General features: G+C 70.4%; 17 protein-coding genes and 1 rRNA gene. 5 read left to right on the top strand and 13 right to left on the bottom strand.

The features are described 5' to 3' along the window. Positions 1-47 precede the first annotated feature (47 nt). The 5 genes from AB0M36_RS32815 to AB0M36_RS32795 all read right to left on the bottom strand — a co-directional run bounded on the left by AB0M36_RS32815 (position 48) and on the right by AB0M36_RS32795 (position 6625). Positions 48-782 carry a TIGR03936 family radical SAM-associated protein gene (locus AB0M36_RS32815; RefSeq protein WP_364165914.1) on the bottom strand — a complete coding sequence of 245 codons (735 nt, stop codon included), beginning with the start codon at positions 780-782 and terminating at the stop codon, positions 48-50. 51 nt (positions 783-833) lie between these two features. Beyond that, positions 834-2786, bottom strand: coding sequence for a TIGR03960 family B12-binding radical SAM protein (locus tag AB0M36_RS32810; protein WP_364165649.1), 1953 nt, complete (start codon positions 2784-2786; stop codon positions 834-836). 20 nt (positions 2787-2806) lie between these two features. Beyond that, the gene (locus tag AB0M36_RS32805) at positions 2807-3151 is read right to left on the bottom strand and encodes an STAS domain-containing protein (RefSeq protein WP_364165646.1); all 345 of its coding nucleotides are present in this window, start codon (positions 3149-3151) and stop codon (positions 2807-2809) included. Between the two features lie 82 nt (positions 3152-3233). Continuing rightward, complete coding sequence (locus tag AB0M36_RS32800) at positions 3234-5834, bottom strand: SpoIIE family protein phosphatase (protein WP_364165643.1); 2601 nt, start codon at positions 5832-5834, stop codon at positions 3234-3236. Between the two features lie 5 nt (positions 5835-5839). Continuing rightward, entirely contained in the window at positions 5840-6625 is a 786-nt protein-coding gene (locus AB0M36_RS32795) for an alpha/beta hydrolase (protein ID WP_364165640.1), read from the bottom strand. Between the two features lie 1760 nt (positions 6626-8385). Here AB0M36_RS32795 and AB0M36_RS32790 point away from each other — a divergent pair. Continuing rightward, positions 8386-8916: a hypothetical protein gene (locus AB0M36_RS32790; RefSeq protein WP_364165637.1), complete on the top strand. Its 531-nt coding sequence runs from the start codon at positions 8386-8388 to the stop codon at positions 8914-8916. Positions 8917-8927: 11 nt separating this feature from the next. Here AB0M36_RS32790 and AB0M36_RS32785 read toward each other — a convergent pair whose 3' ends face one another. Beyond that, complete coding sequence (locus tag AB0M36_RS32785) at positions 8928-9602, bottom strand: lysophospholipid acyltransferase family protein (RefSeq protein WP_364165634.1); 675 nt, start codon at positions 9600-9602, stop codon at positions 8928-8930. A 144-nt stretch (positions 9603-9746) separates the two neighbouring features. Next, positions 9747-12863 (bottom strand): isoleucine--tRNA ligase, encoded by a 3117-nt coding sequence (gene ileS, locus AB0M36_RS32780; protein ID WP_364165631.1) that lies wholly within the window; start codon positions 12861-12863, stop codon positions 9747-9749. 321 nt (positions 12864-13184) lie between these two features. Between ileS and AB0M36_RS32775 the strand changes: the two genes are divergently transcribed. Together AB0M36_RS32775 and AB0M36_RS32770 are read left to right on the top strand one after the other, a co-directional pair. Beyond that, positions 13185-13622 carry a carboxymuconolactone decarboxylase family protein gene (locus AB0M36_RS32775; RefSeq protein ID WP_364165629.1) on the top strand — a complete coding sequence of 146 codons (438 nt, stop codon included), beginning with the start codon at positions 13185-13187 and terminating at the stop codon, positions 13620-13622. Between the two features lie 71 nt (positions 13623-13693). After that, complete coding sequence (locus tag AB0M36_RS32770; protein ID WP_364165626.1) at positions 13694-14710, top strand: helix-turn-helix domain-containing protein; 1017 nt, start codon at positions 13694-13696, stop codon at positions 14708-14710. Between the two features lie 402 nt (positions 14711-15112). On the opposite strand, the gene ndk is transcribed toward AB0M36_RS32770, so the two are convergent. Next, positions 15113-15532, bottom strand: coding sequence for a nucleoside-diphosphate kinase (gene ndk / locus AB0M36_RS32765; protein WP_364165623.1), 420 nt, complete (start codon positions 15530-15532; stop codon positions 15113-15115). A gap of 142 nt (positions 15533-15674) precedes the next feature. Continuing rightward, positions 15675-15875 (bottom strand): hypothetical protein, encoded by a 201-nt coding sequence (locus tag AB0M36_RS32760; protein ID WP_364165620.1) that lies wholly within the window; start codon positions 15873-15875, stop codon positions 15675-15677. A 2065-nt stretch (positions 15876-17940) separates the two neighbouring features. Between AB0M36_RS32760 and AB0M36_RS32755 the strand changes: the two genes are divergently transcribed. Continuing rightward, on the top strand, positions 17941-18429 hold the full coding sequence (locus AB0M36_RS32755; RefSeq protein WP_364165617.1) for a VOC family protein: 489 nt from the start codon (positions 17941-17943) through the stop codon (positions 18427-18429). 275 nt (positions 18430-18704) lie between these two features. Here AB0M36_RS32755 and AB0M36_RS32750 read toward each other — a convergent pair whose 3' ends face one another. The 3 genes from AB0M36_RS32750 to AB0M36_RS32740 all read right to left on the bottom strand — a co-directional run bounded on the left by AB0M36_RS32750 (position 18705) and on the right by AB0M36_RS32740 (position 23123). Beyond that, on the bottom strand, positions 18705-19031 hold the full coding sequence (locus AB0M36_RS32750) for a DUF4233 domain-containing protein (RefSeq protein ID WP_364165911.1): 327 nt from the start codon (positions 19029-19031) through the stop codon (positions 18705-18707). Between the two features lie 92 nt (positions 19032-19123). Then, on the bottom strand, positions 19124-20449 hold the full coding sequence (locus tag AB0M36_RS32745; RefSeq protein ID WP_364165615.1) for a folylpolyglutamate synthase/dihydrofolate synthase family protein: 1326 nt from the start codon (positions 20447-20449) through the stop codon (positions 19124-19126). A gap of 34 nt (positions 20450-20483) precedes the next feature. Continuing rightward, complete coding sequence (locus tag AB0M36_RS32740) at positions 20484-23123, bottom strand: valine--tRNA ligase (RefSeq protein WP_364165611.1); 2640 nt, start codon at positions 23121-23123, stop codon at positions 20484-20486. An 81-nt stretch (positions 23124-23204) separates the two neighbouring features. On the opposite strand from AB0M36_RS32740, the gene AB0M36_RS32735 reads away from it, so the two are divergent. Then, positions 23205-23873 (top strand): hypothetical protein, encoded by a 669-nt coding sequence (locus AB0M36_RS32735; protein WP_364165608.1) that lies wholly within the window; start codon positions 23205-23207, stop codon positions 23871-23873. A 263-nt stretch (positions 23874-24136) separates the two neighbouring features. On the opposite strand, the gene rrf is transcribed toward AB0M36_RS32735, so the two are convergent. Then, positions 24137-24253, bottom strand: a 5S ribosomal RNA gene (gene rrf / locus AB0M36_RS32730). Positions 24254-24368: the final 115 nt, after the last annotated feature.

Raw genomic sequence — 24368 nt, 5'->3', positions numbered from 1 at the left:
CGGACGGGCTTGGCGAAGTCTGCCAACGCGGGCACCGGCCGAACCGGCTAGCGCCCTCCGATGGGTGCGTCCTCGCGATCCGCGTCCAACGGATCGACGATCTCCCCCTGCGGGGTGAGCGAGCCCTGGGCCAGCCGGGTCACCCGTGGGGGCACCGGCGGCTCCAGACCGGCCACCACGCGCAGGCCGGACATGACGTCATCGGGCCGAACGGCGGGAGTGACCTGCCGCACGACAAGGTCGATTATCGCACACGGTGCCGCCGCAGCCCCGGAAGGTGCGTCAGACTCGTCGTTCACCACGAAGGATGTCACTGCTTGACGGGCGTCGAAACAGCGGCGTCCCTGCTTGGTCATGCGCTCGACCTGCACCTCGCTCGCCGCGAGGAAGGCTTCGACAGCCTTCTCCGCAACCGCCGTTTCGACCTCGGGCAATTCGATGCGCCACCGAGAGGCGTCGATCCGGTCGGCGAGGCTGCCCTCGCGCGCCACGACCGCGTCAAGAACATCCAAACCGGGCGACAACGCCGCGTCGAGAGCCGCTCGCACGGCCGCCGGGTCGGCCTCGGCCTGAAGGCCGATCTCCAGGTACTCCGCTTCGCTGCCGACCCCGGTGGGCGCGGCGCTCGCGTACGAAATCTTGGGGTGGGGGGAGAACCCCTGAGAGAAGGCGATCGGTACGCCCGCACGCCGCAGCGCCCTCTCGAAGGCTCGCGCGAAGTCGCGGTGCGAGGTGAAACGCAACGGCCCCCGCTTGGCATACCGGAGGCGGATGCGCTGCACGACCGGCGCCTGACCGCCCACTGGTTGATTCTTGGCGATGGCTCTGTCCCCTTAGTGAGTATGTGCCGGGGTGCGCAGGCCGTTGACCGGGGTCAGCGGCAGCAGCTTCTTCCCGGTCGGGCCGATCTGGATCTCGGTGTCCATCGATGGGCAGACACCACAGTCGAAGCACGGCGTCCAGCGACAGTCGTCCTGCTCGTACTCGCTCATCGAGTCCTGCCAGTCCTGCCAGAGCCAGTCCTTGTCCAGCCCGGAGTCGAGGTGGTCCCAGGGCAGCACCTCGAGCTGTTCGCGCTCGCGGGTGGTGAACCAGTCCAGGTCGACGCCGAACCCCGGCAGGACCTCGGCGCAGGCCTCGACCCAGCGGCTGTACGAGAAGTGCTCCGACCAGCCGTCGAACCGCCCGCCCTTGTCCCACACGCGCCGGATCACCGCACCGACCCGGCGGTCGCCGCGCGACAGCAGGCCCTCGATCAGCGACGGCTCGCCGTCGTGATAGCGGTAGCCGATCGCCCGACCCAGCGAGCGATCGCTGTTGATCTCCTGCTTGAGCAGCTTGAGGCGGTTGTCGATGACCTCCGGGCGCTCCATCGGCGCCCACTGGAACGGGGTGTGCGGCTTGGGCACGAACCCGCCGATCGACACCGTGCAGCGGATGTCCTTGGTGCCGGCGGCCGCCCGGCCGGCCCGGATCACCTCGTGCGCCATGTGCGCGATCTCGAGCACGTCGTCGTCGGTCTCGGTGGGCAGGCCGCACATGAAGTACAGCTTCACCTGCCGCCAGCCGTTGGAATACGCGGTGACGACCGTCCGGATCAGATCCTCCTTGGTCACCATCTTGTTGATGACCTTGCGGATCCGCTCGGAACCACCCTCCGGCGCGAACGTGAGGCCGGTGCGGCGCCCGTTGCGCGACAGTTCCTGAGCCAGGTCGATGTTGAAGGCGTCCACCCGGGTCGACGGCAGCGACAGGGAGACGTTCGTGTCGGCATACTGCTCGGCGAGGCCGGAGCACATGTCACCGATCTCCGAGTGGTCGGCGCTGGAGAGTGACAGCAGGCCGACCTCGGAGAATCCGGAGAACTCCAGGCCCTCCTTGACCATCTGGCCCACCGTGGTGATCGACCGCTCGCGGACCGGCCGGGTGATCATGCCCGCCTGGCAGAACCGGCAGCCGCGGGTGCAGCCGCGGAAGATCTCCACCGCATAGCGCTCATGGACCGTCTCGGCGAGCGGGACCAGCGGCTTCTTCGGGTACGGCCAGGCGTCCAGGTCCATCGTCGTGCGCTTGGCCACCCGGAACGGCACGTCGGGGCGGTTGGGCACGACCCGCTGGATCCGCCCGTCCGGGAGGTAGTCCACGTCGTAGAAGCGCGGCACATAGATGCTCTCGGTGCGGGCGAGGCGCAACAGCAGCTCGTCGCGGCCGCCCGGGCACCCCTCGGCCTTCCACTCCCGGATGATGCCGGTGATCTCGAGGACCGCCTCCTCGCCGTCGCCGAGCACCGCGGCGTCGATGAAGTCCGCGATCGGCTCGGGGTTGAAGGAGGCGTGGCCGCCGGCCAACACGATCGGGTCGTCGTCACCGCGGTCGGCGCTGTTCAGCGGGATGCCGGCGAGATCGAGCGCCGAGAGCATGTTGGTGTAACCGAGCTCGGTGGCAAACGACAAACCGAGCACGTCGAACGCGCGGACCGGACGGTGGGCGTCGACCGTGAACTGCGGGACGCCGGCTTCCTTCATCAGCGCCTCGAGGTCGGGCCAGACCGCGTACGTCCGCTCGGCCAGCACGTCGGGCTGCTCGTTGAGCACCTCGTACAGAATCTGCACGCCCTGGTTGGGCAGCCCCACCTCGTACGCGTCCGGATACATCAGGGCCCACCGGACGGTGGTGGCGTCCCAGTCCTTGACAACGGCGCCGAGCTCGCCCCCCACGTACTGGATCGGCTTGCTGACCCGGGGCAGCAACTGCTCGAGCTGCGGAAAGACGGAAGAGACGCTCATGGGTCTCCAGGGTACGCGGACTACCCGCGCAATTCCTCCGCGGCCCGGTCGAGGTCGGTGGTCACTAGATCGTCCCGGAATGCGCACAGCTGAAGGGTCATCCGGACCGGCCCACTCTCACCCACCACGAGCCGGACCGGCGTTCCGGCGTGGTCCATGTCACCGACGAGCGTGTCGAGCAGCCGCACCCCGGCGCTGTCGAGGAACGAGACGGCGGTGAGATCGATCAGCACCGCGCCCGCCCGGCCGGTGTGCTGGATGATCTCGCGAGAGAGCTCCGGAGCGTTCGCCAGGTCGATCTCGCCGGCGAGCCGTACCAGCTCGGCGTCGCCGAGCTTCGAAAAGGTCACCCACCGGTCGGTCATGCTGTGCCCTCCTGGCATGCCCTCCTGGCCCTCACCGTCACGGCCGTCGCAGGCGGACCTGGGTGCGGTTCGGTGCAGTCGGTCATACCGCTTCCCGTCGGGCTCGTCGCATCATCACCGTGGTGCCATCCGTACGGTCGAAGGTCACGTCGTCCATCACCTGGTGGATGAGCTGCAGTCCCCGGCCACGCATGACCTCCTCCCCGGCGACCCGCCAGTCGCCGCGATCGGTGACCTTCACCTCGATCGCCTCCGCCGAGACCACGGCCGTGACGTCGACGACACCGAACGGATCGTTGCGGTAGCCGTGTTCGATGGCGTTGGCGACCGCCTCCGAGCAGGCCAGCAGCACCGCCTGGGTGCTCTCGTCGTCGACATCGTGCGACGCCAGCCAGCCACGCATGTCCTTGCGCAGCAGCGCGATCTGCATCGGGTCGGCGCCGATCGCGCGCTCCAGCCGTTCCTCGGTGCCGATTGCGAGGCAGAGCAGGCACACGTCGTCGCTGTGCTCGCGCCCGACGAGACGCTCCGCCAGCCCGGCGGTCAGGCCCGGCAGCGGGGAGTCGCGACGGCCCGCGTACGCCCGGGCCAGCATCTCGAAGCCGGCGTCGATGCGACGGTGGCGACGCTCGATCAGCCCGTCGGTGTAGAGCAGCAATCGACTGCCGGCCGCCAGGCGGAGCCGGTGCTCCAGGCGGGTCCTGCGCCCGGCCCGGGTGCCCAGAGCGCCGGAGCGGCCGTCGAGCAAATAGCGCGGTGCGGCGCCCGGCTCGGCCAGCAGCGGCGGCAGGTGTCCGGCGCAGGCGTACGTCATCTCGCTCGTGGTCAGGTCGATCTCGGCGTACGCGACGGTCGCCATGCGCGCCGACTCGACCCGGTCGACGAAGCGGTCGAGCCGCTCCAGCAGCCGCGCGGGGCCGGCCTCGGCCGACGCGAGCGCCCGGATCGCGCTGCGCAGCTGACCCATGGTGGTGGCGGCGTCGATACCCCGGCCGACCACGTCGCCGACGACCACGGCGAGCCTGTCCGGGGTGATCAGTAACGCGTCGAACCAGTCGCCGCCCACCTCCACGTCATGGGCGGCGGCCTGATAGTGCGTCTCCAACGCGAAGCGCGGATCGGTGGGCATGTCGCTGGCGAGCAGGCTGCGCTGCAAGGTGCGGGCGACGGCCCGCTCCTGCTCGTAGAGGCGGGCGTTCTCCAGCGCCAGCCCGGCCCGGTCGGCCAGGTCGTTCAGGAATACGGCGTCGGCGGAGGCCGTACGACGACCCGGCGCCATCCGCAGGGCCAGCGTGCCGAGGACCTTGCCGCCGGCAGCCAGCGGCAGGACGGCGTAGTCCGGGTCCGGACCACCGCCCGTCAACTCGGCCTTACCGTGTGTGCCGACCAGGGCGACGCGCTGGGCGAGTCCTACCGGGTCGGGCGCGGGACCGCCCTCCTCGGCCTGCAGTCCGGCGGGACCGACCTGGAGCCGGATGGCGGCCCACTCGGCGACCTCGGGCACCAACCGGTCGATCAGCCGGCGGGCGCGGAGCATGAGCCGGGGCACCTCGTCGAGCGCTCGGGTGGTCTCGGCGAGGAAGGTGGCCCGCTCCTCGCGGCGCCGGGCGTCGTCGTACAGCCGGGCGCGGTCCAGGGCCTGGCCGGCCTGGTGTCCCAGCAGCCGGACCACCCGCAGTTCGCTGTCTGTCAGCTCGCGCTCCTCGGCGAAGGCGAAGCTGAGCACCCCGAGCACGTCGGCACCGATGGACTCGCCGGCGAAGCCCGCGGTGAGCGGGAGCAGCACCACGGTGTGGTGACCCGAGCGGCGCATCGGGGCCGCCAACTCCGGAAAGTGCCGCTCGGCCTCCTCCACCGACCCGATGACGTGCAGGTCGCCACGGCGGGCGACCTCGGCGACCGGACGCGACGAGCCGAGCGGCACGTCGTCGTCGGCCGCGGCGCCGGGCTCGGCGCCGGGCTCGGCGCCGCTCTCGACGCTGGTCCCGGTGCCGATCTCGGTGCTGGTCCCGGTGCCGCTCTCGACGCTGGTCCCGGTGCCGATCTCGGTGCTGGCCAGGGCGAGCAGCCGCTCGCGGTCCGGATCGAGCAGCCACACCCGGGCGGCCACGGCACCGAAGGCGGAGCCGGGCGCGCGCACCACCGCCTCGCCGACCTCGGCGGCTGTGGCGGCCGCCGCAAGATCCGCGACCACCTGCTGCAGGGCGCCCACCCGCTGCTCGGAGGCCTCGGCCAGGCGCCGGGCGGCGAGCAGCTCCTTCTCGTAACCGCGCCGCTCGGTGGCGTTGAAGACGGTGGTCCGCACCACCCGCGGCCGCCCGGACGGGTCACGCCCGAGGATCGAATTGACCAGGATCGGCAACCGGCGACCGTCGGCGCGCACGAGATCGAACGCCATCTCGAGCACGTCGTCCTGCATGCTCAACAGCGGCGCGTAGTGCGTCTCGTAGTAGATCTTGTCGCCGGGACTGAGCAGATCCCGGAACCGCCGGCGGCCGACGAGCGCCACCCGCTCGTACCCGGTCCAGGCGAGAAACGTCTCGTTGACCTTGACGATCGTGCCGTCCGGCAACATGGTCAGGTAGCCGCACGGCGCATGCTCGTACAGATCTCCGGGATCCTCGTCCCAGGGAACACGCAGGTCCTGCGTCACGTCCGGCCCACCACCGCCGCTCTCCGTCATCGCCGTCAGATGTACGCCTTGATCGCCGCAACGGTCTCGGCGGGCGCGCTCAGATTCGGGCAGTGGCCGGTCGCGTTCATGGCCACCAGTGTGCTCCCCGCGAGGCGCTCGTGCACATAATCGCCGACGACCGACGACGCGATGACATCGTCGGCGCACTGCAAAATCAATGCCGGGGTACGCAGCTTCGCCAGGTCGTCACGGTTGTCGGACATGAACGTCACGCGCGCGAACTTCCTGGCGATCTCGGGGTCGGTGGCACAGAAACTGTTGGTGAGCTCCTGCCCGAGCTCCGGCCGGTCCGGATTGCCCATGATGACCGGCGCCATCGTGCTCGACCAGCCGAGATAGTTGCTGTCCAGGGACTCCAGCATCGCCTCGATGTCGGCCTTGGTGAACCCGCCCACGTAGTCGCCATCGTCGATGTATCGCGGCGACGGCCCGATGAGCACCAGCCTGGCGAACCGCTCCGGCTCCCGCACCGCGGCGAGCACCCCGATCATCGCGCTGACCGAATGCCCGACGAAGATCACGTCGCGCAGTTCCAGGTCGTGCACGATCTCGAGAACATCGGACGCGTAACCGTCCAGCGTCGAATAACGCCGCTCGTCGTACGCCCGCAGATCCGAACGGCCCGCACCGACATGGTCGAAGAGCACGACCCGATGGGTCCCGACGAACTCGGGGGCGACGAACCGCCACATGTTCTGATCGCAGCCGAATCCATGTGCGAACAGCATCGGCTGCCCGTCGCGGAGGCCGGTGTCGTGGATCGCATGTCTCTGAGTCATGTTCATATCCGGGTCACCACCGGGTCACCATACGACTCCGGACCGTCTAGCACATCGCCCCCTCTGTCCGTCATCTTCCAGAGATCTTGCCGGGCGTCCGGTTCCATTTGGATGCCCGGAGGCCGATCTCGCGGGTGGGCGTAGTGGCACACCGCCTCTAACCTGGCCTCAGGCAGCGACGTCCGGGAGGAGAGCGACGGATGACCGACCAGCAGCCGGTCGACCCGGCCGCGGGCGAATCCGCCACCAGCCCCGACCCGACCCGGGTAGACCCCCTCGCCAGCGAGCCACCCACCGCCTCCGCTCCCGGCGCCCCAACCCCGAGCACGTCGGCCACCAGCGCCCCGACTCCAAGCACGTCGACCCCCGGCTCTCCGGCCGCAGGCTCTCCGGCCGCAGCGTCTCCGGCCGCAGCGTCTCCGGCCGCAGGGTCTCCGGCCCCCGGCTCCCCGGCCCCCGGCTCCCCGGCCCCCGGCTCCTCGGCCCTCAACTCACCCGCCGCCGGCTTCCGGGCCACGGACGGCGACATCGCAGGCGCGCCCGCTGGACCGTCGCCGTCGCCCACTGGGCCGCCCCCGTCGCCCGCTGGACCATCGCCGTCGCCGTCGCCCGCTGGACCATCGCCGTCGCCTGCTGGGTCATCTCCGTCGCCGTCAGCCGCTGGATCGCCGGCGGCCGATGCCGCTCTCGACGCCGCAGTCGCCGGCCGGGTGGATGACGGGCCGGTCCCGGCGACCGAGCACGTGCCGCAACGCTGGAGCGGTTCGGCGGCCGTCCCACCGCCCACGCCGAAGAAATCCTGGTGGGAACGCCGCCGGGCGGCGACCGACGAGCCCGCCCCGCCACCCGTGGACCCCTGGGCGGGCGACGAGGACTGGTCCACCAGCCCGCCGGTCGACCCGTGGGCCGACCAGGACACCCCCATCGACTTCCTGGAGCCATTCCCGGAGGCCATGCCGCCGACCCGCGTGGACCGCCCGGTCCCACCCGCCGCCCCGGGCCCGCCTCTGCCACCCGTCGGCGTCGATCAGCCGCTTCCACCGACCCGTGTGGAAGCACCCCTGCCGCCCACGCGCATGGACGCGCCCGCCCCCACCCGCATCGATGCGCCTTCTCCCGGGAACGCCACGCCCCACACCCGGTCGGACGCACCCTTGCCTCCGACCCGGATCGAGCGTCCCGCCGGAGCGACGGCGTCGCCGCCCCCGTCACCACCCGCGCCAACGCCCGCCGCCGCGGAAGCCGGACCGGCCGAACCGCGCCGCCGATGGGGACTGTGGCGCCGCGACAAGACCCCGCGGGCGTCGACCAATCAAGCCCCGATCCAGCCCCAGCAGGCGCCATCCCAGCCCCACCAGGGGCCGGTCCAGGCCCACCAAGCCCCGCCCGGCTCCGCGCCGGTCCAGCCCCGCCAAGCCCCACCCGGCTCCGCGCCAGTCCAGCCCCGGCAGGCACCGCACCCGCCCCACCAGGCGCCGCACCCGCCCCACCAGGCGCCGGTCCCGCCCCACCGGGCGGCACCGCTGCCCCCACCCGCCGCGCTTCCGCAGGCTTATCTCGACCGGGCCCGCCCCTTACCGCCACCCCCGCCAGGCAAGAAGGCCAAGAAACGACAAAAGCGACAACCGGCACCGCTTGTCCGGCAACCGCAGGCCGGTCCCCGCCCCGCCGGCCAACCCCCGCGGGCCGGGGGTCGGCCCGCCGCGCGACCGCTACCGCCCCCGCCTCGCCGCAAGCGCCGCTGGGGACGTCGGCTGTTCATGGTCGCCCTGCTCAGCGCCCTGTGCTGCTGTGGCGTACCCGGCTACTTCCTCCTGCCTGCCGCCCAGCAGTACCCGGTGTCGGCCGTCCTGCCGTCGCACATCGGCGATCTCGACCTTCGGGAGGACGCGGCCGGCCGGCAAGCCACCGAGCGCCTCGCCGAGCAGGCCGGTGGCACCAACTTGGTGTCATCCGGTGACGCCTTCGCCGGCGTGTACGCCGACGGTAACGGCAAACGGGTCACCCTCTTCGGGACGACCGGACTACGCCTGACTCCGGAGAGCGATGTCGAGGCCGAGCTGGCGCACCTGACCGAGGCGTACCAGATCGAGGACATCCAGGCGTTCGACCTCGGCGAGACCGGCGTGCACGAGCGGTGTGGCGTCGGCCGTACCCGGCAGGGCACGGTCGTCGTCTGCGCCTGGGCCGACCATGGCAGCATGGCCACCGTGCTGCTGACCCGCCGGTCGGTCGAGGAGAGCGCCGGACTCACCGGCACGCTGCGCGCCGCCATCCTCACCCGCGGATAGGAACAAGCGCCTCAGGTGGGGCGCGGCGGGGCGTAACGCGGCACGTACTCCTGGCCGGTCAGCTTCTGGATCTCGGCCATGACCTCGTCGGTCAGCGCACGCAGCGCGGTGCGGTCGTCGTCGCGGCCGACCGTTTCGATCGGCTTGCCGAACTTCACCGTGACCTCGCCCTTGCCCTGGCCCCACTTCGGATACGGCTGCCCGATCGGCTGCACCTTCTCCGTGCCGACCATGCCGACCGGGATGATCGGCACGCCGGCGGCGACGGCGAGGCGGGCCGCGCCCGTACGCCCTCGGTAGAGCTTGCCGTCCGGGGAGCGGGTGCCCTCGGGATAGACGGCGACCAGGTCGCCGGCCTTGAGCACCGGGATGGCGCCGTCGAAGGCGGTAAGCGCGGCGCGGCCGCCGCCACGCTCGACCCGGATCGCGCCGAGGCCGTTCATGACGAGCTTGGTGAGGTTGCCACGCAGGCCGCCGCCGCGGAAGTACTCGGCCTTGGCCCAGAAGGCGATGTGCCGCGGCACGACCGCGCCGAGGAACAGCTCGTCCGCGACGGACAGGTGGTTTCCGGCGAAAATGGCGCCGCCGGTGGCGGGGATGTTCTCGAGGCCTTCGACGCGGGGTCGCCAGCCGATCATCATCGCCTTGCCGACTGTGATTTTGCCGATCGAGTAGAGCAGCGGCAACGTGTTCCTCCGGCGGACATGCAAAAGAGAAGTGGGGGGCGGTAGGACGATATCCGACGCCGCCGGGGAATCTCTCGTCGAGCTTGGCACCGGGCTCGGCATTTACCGCGTAAGACGGCAAATGCCGAGCCTCGTCAGGTGCGGCTAGCCGGCGCGGACCACCGAGACCGTCACGGTGTCGCCGTCGCCGACCTCGCCCGCGAAGCCCTCGCTCACGCCGCCGAAGCTCAGCGACGTGGCCAGGGTTTCGGCGGCGACGAAGTCGCGGTGCGCCTCCACCGCGGCCACGACCGCTTCGGCGGCGGCGACGGTGAGCGTGATGCGGTCCGAGACGTCCAGGTCCGCCCCGCGGCGCGCCTGCTGCACCACCCGGATCACGTCGCGGGCCAGGCCCTCGGCGGCGAGCTCCGGGGTGACCTCGGTGTCGAGCATGACGACACCACGGTCCCCGGGCAGCGGCGCGGAATTCTCCACGTCGGCGGCGACGAGCTTCAGCTCGTACTCGCCGTCCTGGAGGGTGACGCCCGCCGCGACCGGCGCGCCGTCGACCAGCTCCCAGTCGCCGGCCTTGACGGCCTTGATCACCTGCTGCACCTGCTTGCCCAGGCGCGGTCCGAGGGCCCGCGGGACCACGGTCAAAACCTGCCGACAGTACGCGGCCAGATCGGCGCTGAGCGCGACCTCCTTCACGTTGACCTCGTCGACGAGCAGGTCCTGGAACGCCCGCAGCCGCTCGGCGTCGCCCGTGGCCACGGTGAGCCGGGCCAGCGGCAGGCGCACCCGCAGCCCGCGGGCCTTGCGCAGCGACAGCGCCGCCGACGCCACGTCACGGATCGCGTCCATCGACGCCACCAGCTCGTGGTCGGCGGGGAACTCCCGCGCCGAGGGCCAGTCGGTCAGGTGCACCGAGCGGCCACCGGTCAGCCCACGCCAGATCTCCTCGCTGGTCAGCGGGGCCAACGGCGCGACGACCCGGCACAACACCTCGAGCACGGTGGCCAGGGTGTCGAACGCGTCGGCGTCGCCGGCCCAGAAGCGGTCACGGGAGCGGCGCACGTACCAGTTGGTGAGCGCGTCGAGGTATGACCGCACCGCGCCGGCGGCACCCGAGATGTCGTACTCGTCCATCCGGGCCTGGACGTCGGTGACCAGCTCGTTGGTCTTCGCCAGGATGTAACGGTCGAGCAGATGCTCGGAGTCGGTCCGCGGGGTCGCGGTGTGACCCGACGCGTTCGCGTACAGGCTGAAGAAGTACCAGACGTTCCAGAGCGGGAGCAGCACCTGCCGGACCGAATCGCGGATCGCGGTCTCGGTGACCGGCATGTCACCGCCGCGCAGCACCGGCGACGACATGAGCATCCACCGCATGGCATCCGAGCCGTAGGAGTCGAAGACCCCGTAGACGTCCGGGTAGTTGCGCAGGCTCTTGGACATCTTGCGCCCGTCCTCGCCGAGCAGGATGCCGTGGCTGAGGCAGTTGCGGAACGCCGGCCGGTCGAACAGCGCCGTGGCCAGCACGTGCATGGTGTAGAACCAGCCGCGCGTCTGGCCGATGTACTCGACGATGAAGTCGCCCGGGTAGTGGTGCTCGAACCATTCCTTGTTCTCGAACGGGTAGTGCACCTGCGCGAACGGCATCGACCCCGACTCGAACCAGCAGTCGAGCACCTCCGGCACCCGGCGCATCGTCGACTTCCCGGTCGGGTCGTCCGGGTTCGGCCGGGTCAGCTCGTCGACGTACGGACGGTGCAGGTCGGTGACCTTCACCCCGAAGTCGCGTTCCATCTCCTCGAACGAGCCGTACACGTCGGCCCGCGGGTAGTTCGGGTCGTCGGACTTCCACACCGGGATCGGCGAACCCCAGAACCGGTTGCGGGAGATCGACCAGTCGCGGGCGTTCGCCAGCCACTTGCCGAACGAGCCGTCCTTGATGTGCCCGGGCGTCCAGGTGATCTCCTGGTTGAGCTCGACCATCCGGTCCCGGAATGTGGTCACGGCCACGAACCACGACGACACCGCCTTGTAGACCAGCGGGGTGTCACAACGCCAGCAGTGCGGGTACGAGTGCGTGTAGCCCTCGTGCCGCAGCACCAGGCCGCGCCCCTTGAGGTCGGCGATGATCGGCTTGTTCGCCTCGAAGACCTGCACGCCCTCCCACGGCGCGACCAGCGCGGTGAACCGGGTGTGCTCGTCCACGGTCACGACGGTCGGGATGCCGGCCGCGTTGCAGACGTTCTGGTCGTCCTCACCGAAGGCCGGCGCCTGGTGCACGACGCCCGTACCGTCCTCGTCGCTGACGTAGTCGGCCGCGAGCACCTGGAAAGCGTTCGGCCCGGCCTGCTCCACCAGGAAGTCGAACATCGGGGTGTAGCGACGCCCGGCCAGCTCACTGCCGCGCACCGTACCCACCTGCTCGTACCCGTCCAACTCCTTGGCGTAGGCGCCCACCCGTCCGGCGCCCAGGACGAGCTTGTGGCCGTCCTTCTCCAGCACGGCGTACTCGATGTCGGGCCCGACCGCGAGCGCGAGGTTCGACGGCAGCGTCCACGGCGTAGTGGTCCACACCGCGATGTCCTCGCCGGTCTCCAACCGGAACGTGACGGTCAGCGCCGGGTCGGTCCGGTCCCGGTAGACGTCGTCCATCCGCGTCTCGGTGTTCGACAGCGGCGTCTCGCAGCGGAAGCAGTACGCGAGCACCCGGAAGCCCTCGTACACCAGGCCCTTGTCGTGCAGGGTCTTGAACGCCCACATGACCGACTCCATGTAACTGGGGTCGAGGGTCTTGTAATCGTTGCCGAAGTCGACCCACCGGGCCTGGCGCGTGACGTACCGCTCCCAATCCTTGGTGTACGTCAGCACGGACGTGCGGCAGGCGTCGTTGAACTTGTCGACGCCCAGCTCGAGGATCTGCGCCTTGGTGCTGATGCCGAGCTGCTTCTCGGCCTCCACCTCGGCGGGCAGCCCGTGGGTGTCCCACCCGAACCGCCGCTCGACGCGCCTGCCCCGCATCGTCTGGTAACGCGGAACGACGTCCTTGACATAGCCGGTGAACAGGTGCCCGTAGTGCGGCAGCCCGTTGGCGAACGGCGGGCCGTCGTAGAAGACGTACTCGTTGCCGCCGTCCTGCCCGGCGGGACGCTGGTCGACGGAGGCCTCGAAGGTCTTGTCGGCCGCCCAGTGCTCGAGCACGGCCCGCTCGACCGCGGGCAGGTCCGGGCTCGCTGGCACGCCGGATGCGTCGGTGTGCTGGGGATACGCCATCGGTGGTTCGCTTTCCTCGCAGGTCACGTGGACTGCGAGGACGAGCTCGGCAGAGCCCGCGGTACCACCTCGCTTGACGGTCGCGATGCGGCCGCCCGCTCGTTCGCCGGCGCGGATGCGGGCCGGTACCGCCCGGTTCTACTGAGACCCGGATCATCCGGGTCCGTTCTTCCGGAGGCTCCCCGGTGATGGCCGGATCGACGCCTTGTGAACAACGATACCCCGGCGCGCATCCGCTTTTCTTCGCTCCTCCGGGTCGCTGTCACAACGACGGGAGCTGTCTCGTCCTCAAGGTGACACCGCAACTCACAGGAGGTTCCCATGTCCCGCTTGACGATCGACCAGGTCGCCCCGGGCGCCTACCGCGCGGTCCTCGGCATGGAGCAGTACTGCCGGCAGACCGTCGACCCCACCCTGCTGGAGCTGATCAAGCTGCGCGCGTCGATGGTGAACGGCTGCTCGTTCTGCACCGACATGCACAGCCGCGAAGCGCTGGAACAGGGAGAGTCGTCCCGCCGCCTCTTCGCCGTCGCGGCATGGCACGACGCGCCGTTCTTCAGCGACCGCGAGCGGGCGGCGCTGGCACTGACCGACGCGGTGACCCGCCTAGGCGAGGACGGCGTCCCGGACGAGGTCTGGGAGCCGGCCGCCAAGGCGTTCACCGAGGAGGAACTGGGCAACGTGCTCATGGCCATCGCCACGATCAACGTGTGGAACCGGCTCTCGATCGCCGTGCGCAACGAGCCGCCGGCGCTCTGAGCCCCGAGCCCACCGGCGTGACGGGGCCGACGACCGACCGTCGGCCCCGTCGGCCCGCCTAAGCTTCGACGATGATCCACATCGAGCTCGACGACGCGACGGTGGCCAGGACCAGGATCGCCATCAGTCCGCTGGCCGAGGCGGTGTACAGCCTCCATCTCATGGGGCGGTTCAGTTCGGTGCCCTGGCCGTACACCGCCTGGGCCGGGCGCGCTCGGCGAATCCTCGCCACGAACCCGATCATGGACCCGTTACGCCTCTTCCTCGACGCCCCGATGATCATTCCCAACTTCCTGCTACCGGTTCCGCGCACCGGGCTACCGACCATCACCGAGCAACTCGAGCTTGTCCGCGACACCCCGCATGAACTCGCGGAGGCCCAGTTCGCGGCGGATTTCCCGAACGGCGCGATCCCACCAGACCTTCTTCCCTTCCGTACGGACCTGCGCGGTTCCCTGCGCCGGCTGACCGAGGGGCTGGCGGCGTACTGGGAGGCCGCGATCGAGCCGTACTGGCCCGCCATGCGCACCGCCCTCGACGAGGAGGTCCTGCTGCGGGCCCGCGAGCTGGCTACCAACGGGCCGGAGGGGTTGCTGTCCGAGCTGCACCCCCAGATCAGCTGGAACCCGCCCATGCTGACCCTGGCGAAGCCGCTCGACCACGCGTTGACGGTTCGCGACCGTCGCCTGGTCCTCATGCCGGTGATCTTCGCGGGTGGTCATGTGGGCTGTTCCAGCTCGGACCCCGAGTTGCAATCGGTCGACTACCAGTGCCGAGGTGCCGCGCTGCTGGCCGAGGACTCGGTGAAACCATCGGTCTCGGACGACGACCGGCTCGGGCTCCTGGTCGGCCGCGGCCGGGCATCCGTGCTGCGGGCACTGCGGACCCCGACCACGACCACCGGCCTGGCGCGCATCCTCGGCCTGGCGCCGAGCACCGTCTCCGAGCATCTCGCGGCTCTGCAGGCGGCCGGGGTGGCGCACCGTCGCCGGGCCGGCCGGCGGGTGTTCTACGCGCTCGCGCCCGCCGGAACCGCCCTGGTCACCCTGCTGGGCGACGATTCGGCCGGCTCCGAATCCGTTTCCTAGGCCGCCGCCGGTCTCTACGGTTCCTCTCGCGACAGCATCCGCGTCGCCGGCCCGGCCAGTGCCTTCGCCCGCAGCATGCGGGCGGGCGCGAGGTCCGACCAGGGCTTTGGCCGCAGCACGCGGGCGCACGCGGGTCCGGCCAGGGCTTTGCCGCACCGCGCGAGCGGGCGGGAGATCCGGCCAGGGCTTTTGCCGCACCGCGCGAGCGCACGCGGGGTCCGGCCAGGGGCTTTTGCCGCACCGCGCGGGGCACGCGCGGCGGGACGACGTCACGGGGGCGATCGTCTCGCCGCCGGACGCCGCCCGGGTCCGCGTCGACTCGGGCGGGGCGCGGTCATGGCCGGCTGCCCGGTCGGAGCCGTCAGGGCATATCCGCCCGCGTCGGACTCAGTGACGCAAGCGTCAGAGGTTCGGGAACCAGAGCGCGAGCTCGCGCTTCGCGCTGTCCGCGGAGTCGGAGGCGTGCACGAGGTTCTCCCGGTTGGACAGGGACAGGTCGCCACGGATCGTGCCCGCGGCGGCTTTGCGCCCGTCGGTGGCGCCGACCAGAGTGCGCACGACCGAGATCACCTCGTCGCCGGAAAGCACCGCGGCGACCAGCGGTCCGCCGGTCATGAAGTCCTTCAGCGGCGGATAGAACGCCTTGTCCACGTGCTCGGCGTAGTGCGCGTCGGCCAGCTCCGCGTCCATGGTGCGCAGCTCAAGAGCCTCGACGACGAGGCCCTTACGCTCGAAGCGGCCGAGAATCTCCCCGAGCAGGCCGCGCCGCAGCGCATCGGGCTTGACGAGCACGAGCGTGCGCTCGGCAGGGCTGGTGGACACGAAAACGGCCTCCTGGTCGTGGTACGGCCCCGGCGGGCAACGCGACACGCCGGTGTTGTCATGCCGGGATGTCAGCCTATCGGTACCTCGTCCGGCGCGAGCAGCAACCGTCCGGTAGCGCACTTTCCACCGATGCTCGCCGCTACGTAACCTGACGGGTAGTCCCCGGGAGGTCCACAGTGGCGAACCAGAACGGCCGGCCGATCGCGCCGGCCCGCAAGCTCGTGGCCGCGGTCGTCGGCACCATCGCCGTCTTCGTCATGGTGTTCGGTCTCGGCATGTCGAGCTGGGCGATCGTCGCGCTGGGCGTGGCGATGCTGGCACTCGCGATCGGCATCGGCATGGTCAACGTGGTCCGCCGCGGCGCCCGCGCCTGGGTCTCGGGCACAGCCCAGGTCAAGGCAGTCTCGGAACCCCCCGCCACCTCCATCTACGGCCGCGCCGAGATCCTCATCCTGATCATCGCCCCCGGCCTCCCCGCCGCCGAGGTGACGGTCCGCGACCCCCGCGTCCCGGTGGCCAAATGGCCCCACCCCGGCGACATGCTCCCGGTCACCGTCGACGTCGACGACATGCGCCGCGTCAAAATCGACTGGGACGAAACAGAGCCACACCAGGCAACCACGGCCACCGCCTCGCCGGCGTTTTACGAGGAAGACCTGCCGGACGACGACCTGCTGGGCGGAGAACCGGAACCCCCGCCGTGGGCCGCCCGAGACCGCCAATGGGGCCGAGGCCCAGACGAACCCCCGCCGCCACCACCCCCGGCACCCCGAGCGGGCGACCCGGACGACCTCCCCCCACCCCCGCCACCGGGCGTGATCGTCCACGACGCTCCGGGAGGACCCATCGTCGAGGGACAGCTGGTGGAGGGCGACTACATCCAGCCCCTCCCCCGCCGAGCGGGCACGGCAACGGCAACAGCCCCGCCGCCCACAGCACCCCCCGCCCCGCCGGCAGCATCACCAACCTCGCCCGCAGCGCCTCCTGTGTCACCTGCCGCACCTTCGGGCTCGCCGGCAGGACCTCCCGCTGCACCCCCGGGCTCGCCCTCAACAACCCAGGCCTCGCCCGCGGGGGCACACACCGCCGCGTCATCTGCACCCTTATCCGGGGCGACCGCTGCGGCACCGCCTGGATCACCACCCACGGCACCGACCCGCCCCGCCGACTCTCGACCGCGCCCCCGCCCCAAGCCGCGATCAGCGCCGCCCGAGGAATCCACGGCATCCCTGGCGCAACAATCCCCGGCGCCGATCGACGAAGGCCTCCCCAGCGACGTGCCGCCAGCCGAAACACCTGAGTCGGCTGCCACCTCAGATGCCGGACCCTCCAGGCAGACTCCTCCCACGGCCACGATGACCACCCCCTCGGCGGAATCTGTCGACGAGGACATCGATCTTCCCTTGGAAGGCGACCCGGAACCCCCACCGGAAAACCGGCCAGAGTCCCGCGCGGCGATGGCTAGCGGCATCATGGCCCAGCCTGCCACCGAGCGTCCGGCCGAGCCCTCCCCCATGAGCACCCCGCGCCAGCCCGAACCCTCGGACGACGACCTCCTAGGCGACCTCGAACCACCGCCCTGGCAACAGCGCGCCACCGAATCCCGAGACGCGGCCGCTCCCCACGAGACAGAAGCCCCCGCCTCGCGGCCGTCGACCCCTGCCTCGCCCTCGGGCCCGCTCTCACCGGCGCCGTCCAGCCAGGCCTCACCATCTGATCCGCCCTCAGCGGCTCCCCCCGGCCAAGCTTCGTCGTCTCTCCCGGACCCGTATGCCGGCGCTGTCAGAGATTCCTCCTCGAAGGAGGAATTCTCCGCCCGGCCTCACGTCCGGTCCGAGAGTGCCGTAGCCCCGGAAACGTCATCCACTCCGCCAAGCGAACACCCGGTCGCTTCCCCGAAGGCAGCCACGGGATTGGCCGCGGCCGTCGCCGCCGGGGTGGCGGCACTCAGCAATGCCTTGCGCAACCGGAACAGGGACGAGACGTCACCCGAGGATCCCCAGACCGCACAGGCACCCGCGAGCGCCCCGCCGATCCCGGAACAACGGCCCGAACAGCGCCCACACGAGCGCCCCGGCAGAGAGACGGAAAGCGCTGGGGAACCGGCACATCCGCCGTCCCCGGGAGGCGAACCGGTCCCTCAACAAGCCCCGCGCCCGGCTTCCCAGGATCAAGTTCCACGCGCTTCCGCCCCTCAGGCTGGCCTACAGAACGTCAATCCTCCGTCTCAACGCAACGTCACTCCTCAGGAAAGCTCGCAGAGAGTCACCGCCAAAGACGGCGCAAAGCGTGCCGCCTCCCAAGATCGATCACAGAGCGTAATATCTCAGGAGAGCTCACAGGACTCCATTTCCCCGCCGGAATCCCAAGAAGCGACCGACCCTCAGCGAGGCCCGAGGCGAGCAGTGCCCGAACAGAGCCAGCGGCGCGGCCCGTGGTCCGATCTCGAGGACGGCTTCCAGCCGGACGACCGCGCCGACGAGTTGATCACGGCATACCCGAGCGCCCGCCCAGGCCCGGCCGGCGCCATCCACGGCGTGGGCATCACCGTGCTGGTCACCAACCTGGCCCGCTCGATCGAGTTCTACAAGGAGATGCTGGGCTTCTTCGAAATCGACGCCGGCCGAGGAAACGCGGTACTGGCGTCGGGCGACACCCGCCTGGTCCTGCGCACGGTAGGCGATCTGTCCACCGTCGCGGGCCGCCACTTCCACCTCAACCTCGAGGTGGGCGACGTGGAAGCCGTCTACCAGGAACTGAAGCGCAAGGGTGTCGCCTTCGTCCACGGCCCACGCCCGGTAAACCGAGGCGACAAGTTGGAACTGTGGGCGGCATCCTTCCACGACCCGGACGAGCACAACATCGCCATAACCCAATGGAGAGCCATCCGCTGACGGCCCGCAGTCGGCGGGCTGGGTCGCGGGCCCGGCGCGGCTGGGTCGCAGGCCCGGCGCGGCTGGGTCGCGGGCCCGGCGCGGCTGGGTCGCGGGCCCGGCGCGGCTGGGTCGCGGGCCCGGCGCGGCTGGGTCGCAGGCCCGGCGCGGCTGGGTCGCGGCCCGGCGCGGCGCATCGCAGGCCTGGCGCGGCGCATCGCAGGCCTGGCGCGGCACATCCCGGACCCGGCGCGGGCAGGGTCGCGGACCCGGCGCGGCGAGCTGATGGTCCCGGCTCAGCCCAGGATCGTGCGGCGAACGTAGCTCGCGTATACCCAGGCGGCCCCGAAGATGAGCCCGAGCGCGGCGAGTGACCAGTGCAGCAGCCCGGAAACCAGCAGCAGCGCCTGCAAGGCCGTCCCCGCGTGCCAGGCCCAGGAGCGCCGCATGCTTCCGGCGATCGCCACGGCGGCGAGCGCGAGGCCGACCACCGCGCCGATTCCCCAACCGGTCAGCTCGCCGCCCATGATGCGGATCGGCTGGATCGCGAGGAGAAGCACGATCGCTTCCAACACCAGCGTTCCGGAGCCGAGGCCCCGGACGGCGGCCTCGGGATTGCGCAGCCCCGAGCGCCGGCCGCCGGCCGCAGCCGATTCCGGCTCCGAATCCGGTTCCGAGTCCGGGGAGCGACCGGGAGGAGCCGGGTCGGGTGTCGTCACTTTTTCAGCAGCTTCCTGGCGTCTGCCACCGTCACGACGGAGCCCGTGATCAGCACTCCCACGCCGCTCAGCTCGCCGCTTGTGTCCTCCTCGGCGAGCACGACCGCTTCCTCGATCGCGTCAGGCATCGTGTGTGCGACGGTCACCCGGTCCTCGCCGAAGATGTTCATCGCGATCTCCGCCAGCTCGGCGACGGGCATGGATCGGGGCGAACTGTTCTGCGTGACGACGATGCGGGCCGCGACCGGCTCAAGGAGGTCGATCAGGCCGGAGACGTCCTTGTCGCCGAGCACCGCGACCACCACGACGAGGTGGCGGAACGCGAACTCCTCCTCCAACGCGGTGACGGTGGCGGTCATGCCGTGCGGGTTGTGGGCGCCGTCGAGCAGGATCGTGGGCGCGCTGCGTACGCGCTCGAGCCGCCCGGGCGAGTCCACGCTGGCGAAGCCTTCCCGGACGAGCTCGAGGTCGAGCTGCTTGTGGGCACCGGCGCCAAGGAACGCTTCGACGGCGGCCAGGGCCAGCGCCGCGTTCTGGGCCTGGTGAGCGCCGAAGAGCGGCAGGAACACCTCGTCGTACACACCGCCGAGGCCCTGCAGGGTGAGTAGCTGGCCACCGACCGCCTGGTCGCGGCGGACCACTCCGAACTCGCTGCCCTCACGGGCGAGTGTGGCGCCCAGGTCGGCGCAGCGCTCGAGCAGGGGCCGCAGCGCCTCCTCGGTCTGCACCGCGGTGATGACGGTGGCGCCGCGGTGGATGATGCCGGCCTTCGCCCAGGCGATGTCCTCGATCGTGTCGCCAAGCCACTCGGTGTGGTCGAGCCCGATCGGGGTGATGACGCAGACGCCCGCCTCGATGACGTTGGTCGCGTCCTCCTCGCCGCCCAGTCCCACCTCGACGACGGCGATGTCCACGGGCGCGTCCGCGAAGGCCGCGAACGCCATCGCCGTGGTCATGTCGAAGTAGGTCAGCGGCTCCGGCGCCCGCTTGTCGATGAGGTCCGCCAGGGGTGCGACCTCCTCGTACGTGACGACGAGCCGCTCCTCGGACACCGGCTCTCCGTCGAGGCTGATCCGCTCGCGGACCGTCTCCAGGTGCGGGCTGGTGTAGCGGCCGGTGTGCAGGCCATGCGCCCGCAGCAGACTGTCGATCATCCGCGCGGTCGACGTCTTGCCGTTGGTGCCGGTCAGGTGGATCGCCGGGTACGCCCGCTGCGGGCTGCCCAGCACGTCCATGAGGTCACGGATCTTCTGCATGTCGAAGTGCATGCGGGTGAAGCCGCGCCCGTCGAGCGCGGCCACCACCTCGTCGTAGCTGCTCATTTCCGGCCTCCGGCCGTGCCGAGGTAGGGGGCGCTCATGCTGAGGGCAACGCCGTCAGCGCCGCGGCGATCCGGGTGAGGTCGGCCTCGGCCGTGGCGAGCCGATCCTTGATCTTCGCCACCACCTGCTCCGGCGCCTTGCCGATGAACGCCTCGTTGCCCAGCTTGGCCCGGCACTGCGCCGCCTCCTTCTCGGCCGCCGCACGGTCCTTCTCGAGGCGGGCACGCTCGGCCGCGACGTCGATCGTGCCGCGGGTGTCGAGGTCGACCGTGATGCCGCCGGTGATCGCCAGGGTCGCCGTGGCGGTGAACTCGGCGCCGGGGGCGTCGAGCCGGGCGAGCGACCTGATCAGCGGCTCGTGGGCGTCGATGCCGACGTTGCCGAGCCCGGTGAGCGCCGCGCTGACCCGCTGGCCGGGCCGCAGGCCCTGGTCGGAACGGAATCGCCGCACCTCGGTGACCACCTTCTGCAGGGCGGTGAGCTCCTCCTCGGCCGCGTCGTCGATCAGCGCCCGGTCGACCACCGGCCACGCGGCCCGCGTGACGGTCTCGGCGCCGGTCAGCACCGTCCACAGCTCCTCGGTGACGAACGGGATGACCGGGTGGAGCAGGCGCAGCAGCTGGTCGAGGACGTGCCCGAGCACCCGTCGGCTCCGTGCGGCCTCAGCACCGTCGCCGGCGAGGACGGGCTTGCTGAGCTCGACGTACCAGTCACAGACGTCGTCCCAGGCAAAGTGATAGAGGGTGTCGCAGACCTTCGCGTACTCATAGGTGGCGAACAGCTCGTCGACCTCGGCGACGACGTGCTGCAGCCGGGAGAGGATCCACTTGTCGACGGCGGACAGCTCCTCCACCGCGGGCAGGTCGCCCTCGACCGTGGCACCGTTCATCAGCGCGAAGCGCGTCGCGTTCCACAGCTTGTTGCAGAAGTTGCGGGAGCCCTGGCACCACTCCTCGCTGATCGGCACGTCGGAGCCGGGGTTGGCGCCGCGGGCCAGCGTGAACCGGGTGGCGTCGGCGCCGTAACGGTCGATCCAGTCCAGCGGGTCCACCACGTTGCCGAAAGACTTCGACATCTTCTTGCCGTGCCCGTCGCGGACCATGCCGTGCAGGTTCACCACGTTGAAGGGCTGCACGCCATCCATCGCGTACAGACCGAACATCATCATCCGGGCGACCCAGAAGAAGAGGATGTCGTAGCCGGTGACCAGCACGCTGGTCGGATAGAACCTCGCCAGGGTGTCGGTCTGCTCGGGCCAACCCATCGTGGAGAACGGCCACAGGGCGGACGAGAACCAGGTGTCGAGCACGTCCTCGTCCTGGCGCCAGCCCTCACCGCTGGGCGGTTCCTCGTCGGGGCCGACGCAGACGACCTCGTCGTTGGGCCCGTACCAGACGGGGATGCGGTGTCCCCACCACAGCTGGCGCGAGATGCACCAGTCGTGCATGTTGTCGACCCAGGCGAAGTAGCGCTTGGAGAGCTCGACGGGCTCGATCGTCACCCGCCCGTCGCGCACCGCGTCGCCGGCGGCCTTGGCCAGCGGGCCGGTGTTGACGAACCACTGCAGCGACAGCCGCGGCTCGACGGTCGTCTTGCACCGGGAGCAGTGACCCACGGAATGCACATAGGGACGCTTCTCGGCGACGATCCGTCCCTGCTCACGCAGGGCGGCCACGATCGCCGGCCGGGCCTCGTAACGATCAAGACCCTCGAACGGTCCGGGTACGGTGACGACGGCCCGTTCGTCCATGATCGTGATGCTCGGCAGGTCGTGCCGCTGGCCGATCTCGAAGTCGTTCGGGTCGTGCGCCGGCGTCACCTTGACAGCACCCGTACCGAAGCTGGGGTCGACGTGTTCGTCGGCCACGATCGGAATGCGCCGCCCGGTGAGGGGAAGCTCGACTTCGGTGCCGATCAGGTGCTTGTAGCGCTCGTCGTCGGGGTGCACGGCCACCGCCGTGTCGCCGAGCATCGTCTCGGCCCGCGTGGTGGCGACCACGATCGCGTTGTCGCCGTCGCCGTAGCGGATCGAAACCAGCTCGCCGTCGTCGTCGGAGTGCTCGACCTCGATGTCACTGAGCGCGGTCAGGCACCGCGGGCACCAGTTGATGATCCGGTTGGCACGGTAGATCAGGTCGTCGTCGTACAGTCGCTTGAAGATCGTCTGGACGGCCCGCGACAGGCCCTCGTCCATGGTGAACCGCTCGCGGCTCCAGTCGACGGAGTCGCCGAGGCGACGCATCTGTCCGAGGATCGCACCGCCGGACTCGGCCTTCCACTCCCAGACCCTCTCGACGAACTTCTCGCGCCCGAGGTCGTGGCGGGACAGCTTCTGCGAGGCGAGCTGCCGCTCGACCACGTTCTGCGTGGCGATGCCGGCGTGGTCCATGCCGGGCAGCCACAACACCTCGAAGCCCTGCATGCGCTTGAGCCGGCTGAGCGTGTCCTGAATGGTGTGGTCGAGGGCGTGGCCGATGTGCAGGGAACCGGTCACGTTCGGCGGAGGGATGACGATGGAGAAGGGTGGCTTGTCACTCGCCGGGTCCGCCGTGAAGTAGCCGGCCGATACCCAGTGCTCGTACCGCCGCTGCTCTACTTCACCCGGCTGGTACTGGGCGGAGAGGCCACCGGTGGGCCGGCTGTCGGGGGTGCGGGTGTCGGTTGCTTCGGTCACGCGACAAGTCTACGGAGCCCGTGGGGGTGGGCTGCGGGCGCATGCCCCCGCCTGTGGATAACTTGTTGTTAGGCTCGCACGATGTCCGAGCGCCCTGGCGATACGCCTGCCTCCCCGGTCGAGCCGGCGGAGATCGCTCCCGAGCCTTTCCCGCTCACGGAGCCGGCGGAGCAAGAAGCGAAGGACAACGCACCCCCTAGCCGGGCCAAGACCATCGTGCTCCGCTCACTCCTCGCGGTCAGCCTTCTGGGTGCGGGAATCATCGGGTACGCCGGTTGGCGAATCGCCGATCAGAAGGACGCGACCCTCACGGTGCCGCCGCAGGTAAATGGCCTCGCTTTGAACACCAGCGAGAACGGCCGCTCGACGGCCGAGTACCTCCAGACGGCACTGTCGGCGGATGTGGAACTGGACAAGGCGATCGGCGCGGTCTATTCGGATGGCAGCGGTAAGGACGTGCTGTTCTTCGGCGGCACGACGCTGCTCTGGACTCCGGAGAACGATCTCGACACCGCCCTCGAGCTGATCTCAGACGCCCAGGGTGCGGTCGTCGGGCTGCATGACGTGTCGGCGGGCCCGCTCGGCGGCACCATGAAATGCGGCACCACGAAGTCCGACGGTGTGGACATGCCGGTGTGCGGCTGGGCGGACCATGGAAGCTTGGCGTTGGCGATGTTCCCGGGCCGCACGGAGACCGACGCGGCGGGCCTGCTGCGTGATATCCGCGGCGCCGCCCAAACCCGCCACTAGCCTCGCCGGCCGCCTGAGACACATCGTCCGGGCGCGCCCTGCCGCCGCCGGTGCTCAGACCGCGGCGGAGGTGAGCAGGGTGATACCTCGCCCGGTTACCCCCATAGCGCGGGAAGCGAATGGTCCCGGGCGGTCGCCTGTTTGGGTGTGGAAATGAGGAAAGGCCGACCCGGGGGCGGGTCGGCCTCAGATGACATGGGTGTGGATATAACGGAAACGCCCACCCCGACACGTGTGTCGGGGTGGGCGTTTCTTCACGTTAAGTCCGGCGGCGTCCTACTCTCCCACACCCTCCCGAGTGCAGTACCATCGGCGCTGGAGGGCTTAGCTTCCGGGTTCGGAATGAGACCGGGCGTTTCCCCTCCGCTATGACCACCGAAACACCTTTCAGCAGCACCATCCTGTCCCCGGTGAGTGTTTCCGGGGATGGGTGGTTGTTTGCTGTGAATCACACAGTGGACGCTGAGTATCAAGTTTGGTGTGGTTAAGCCCTCG

The sequence above is a fragment of the Actinoplanes sp. NPDC051346 genome, assembly GCF_040682215.1.
Taxonomy (GTDB): Bacteria; Actinomycetota; Actinomycetes; order Mycobacteriales; family Micromonosporaceae; genus Actinoplanes.
This window is presented reverse-complemented; position numbering and strand designations above follow the sequence as displayed.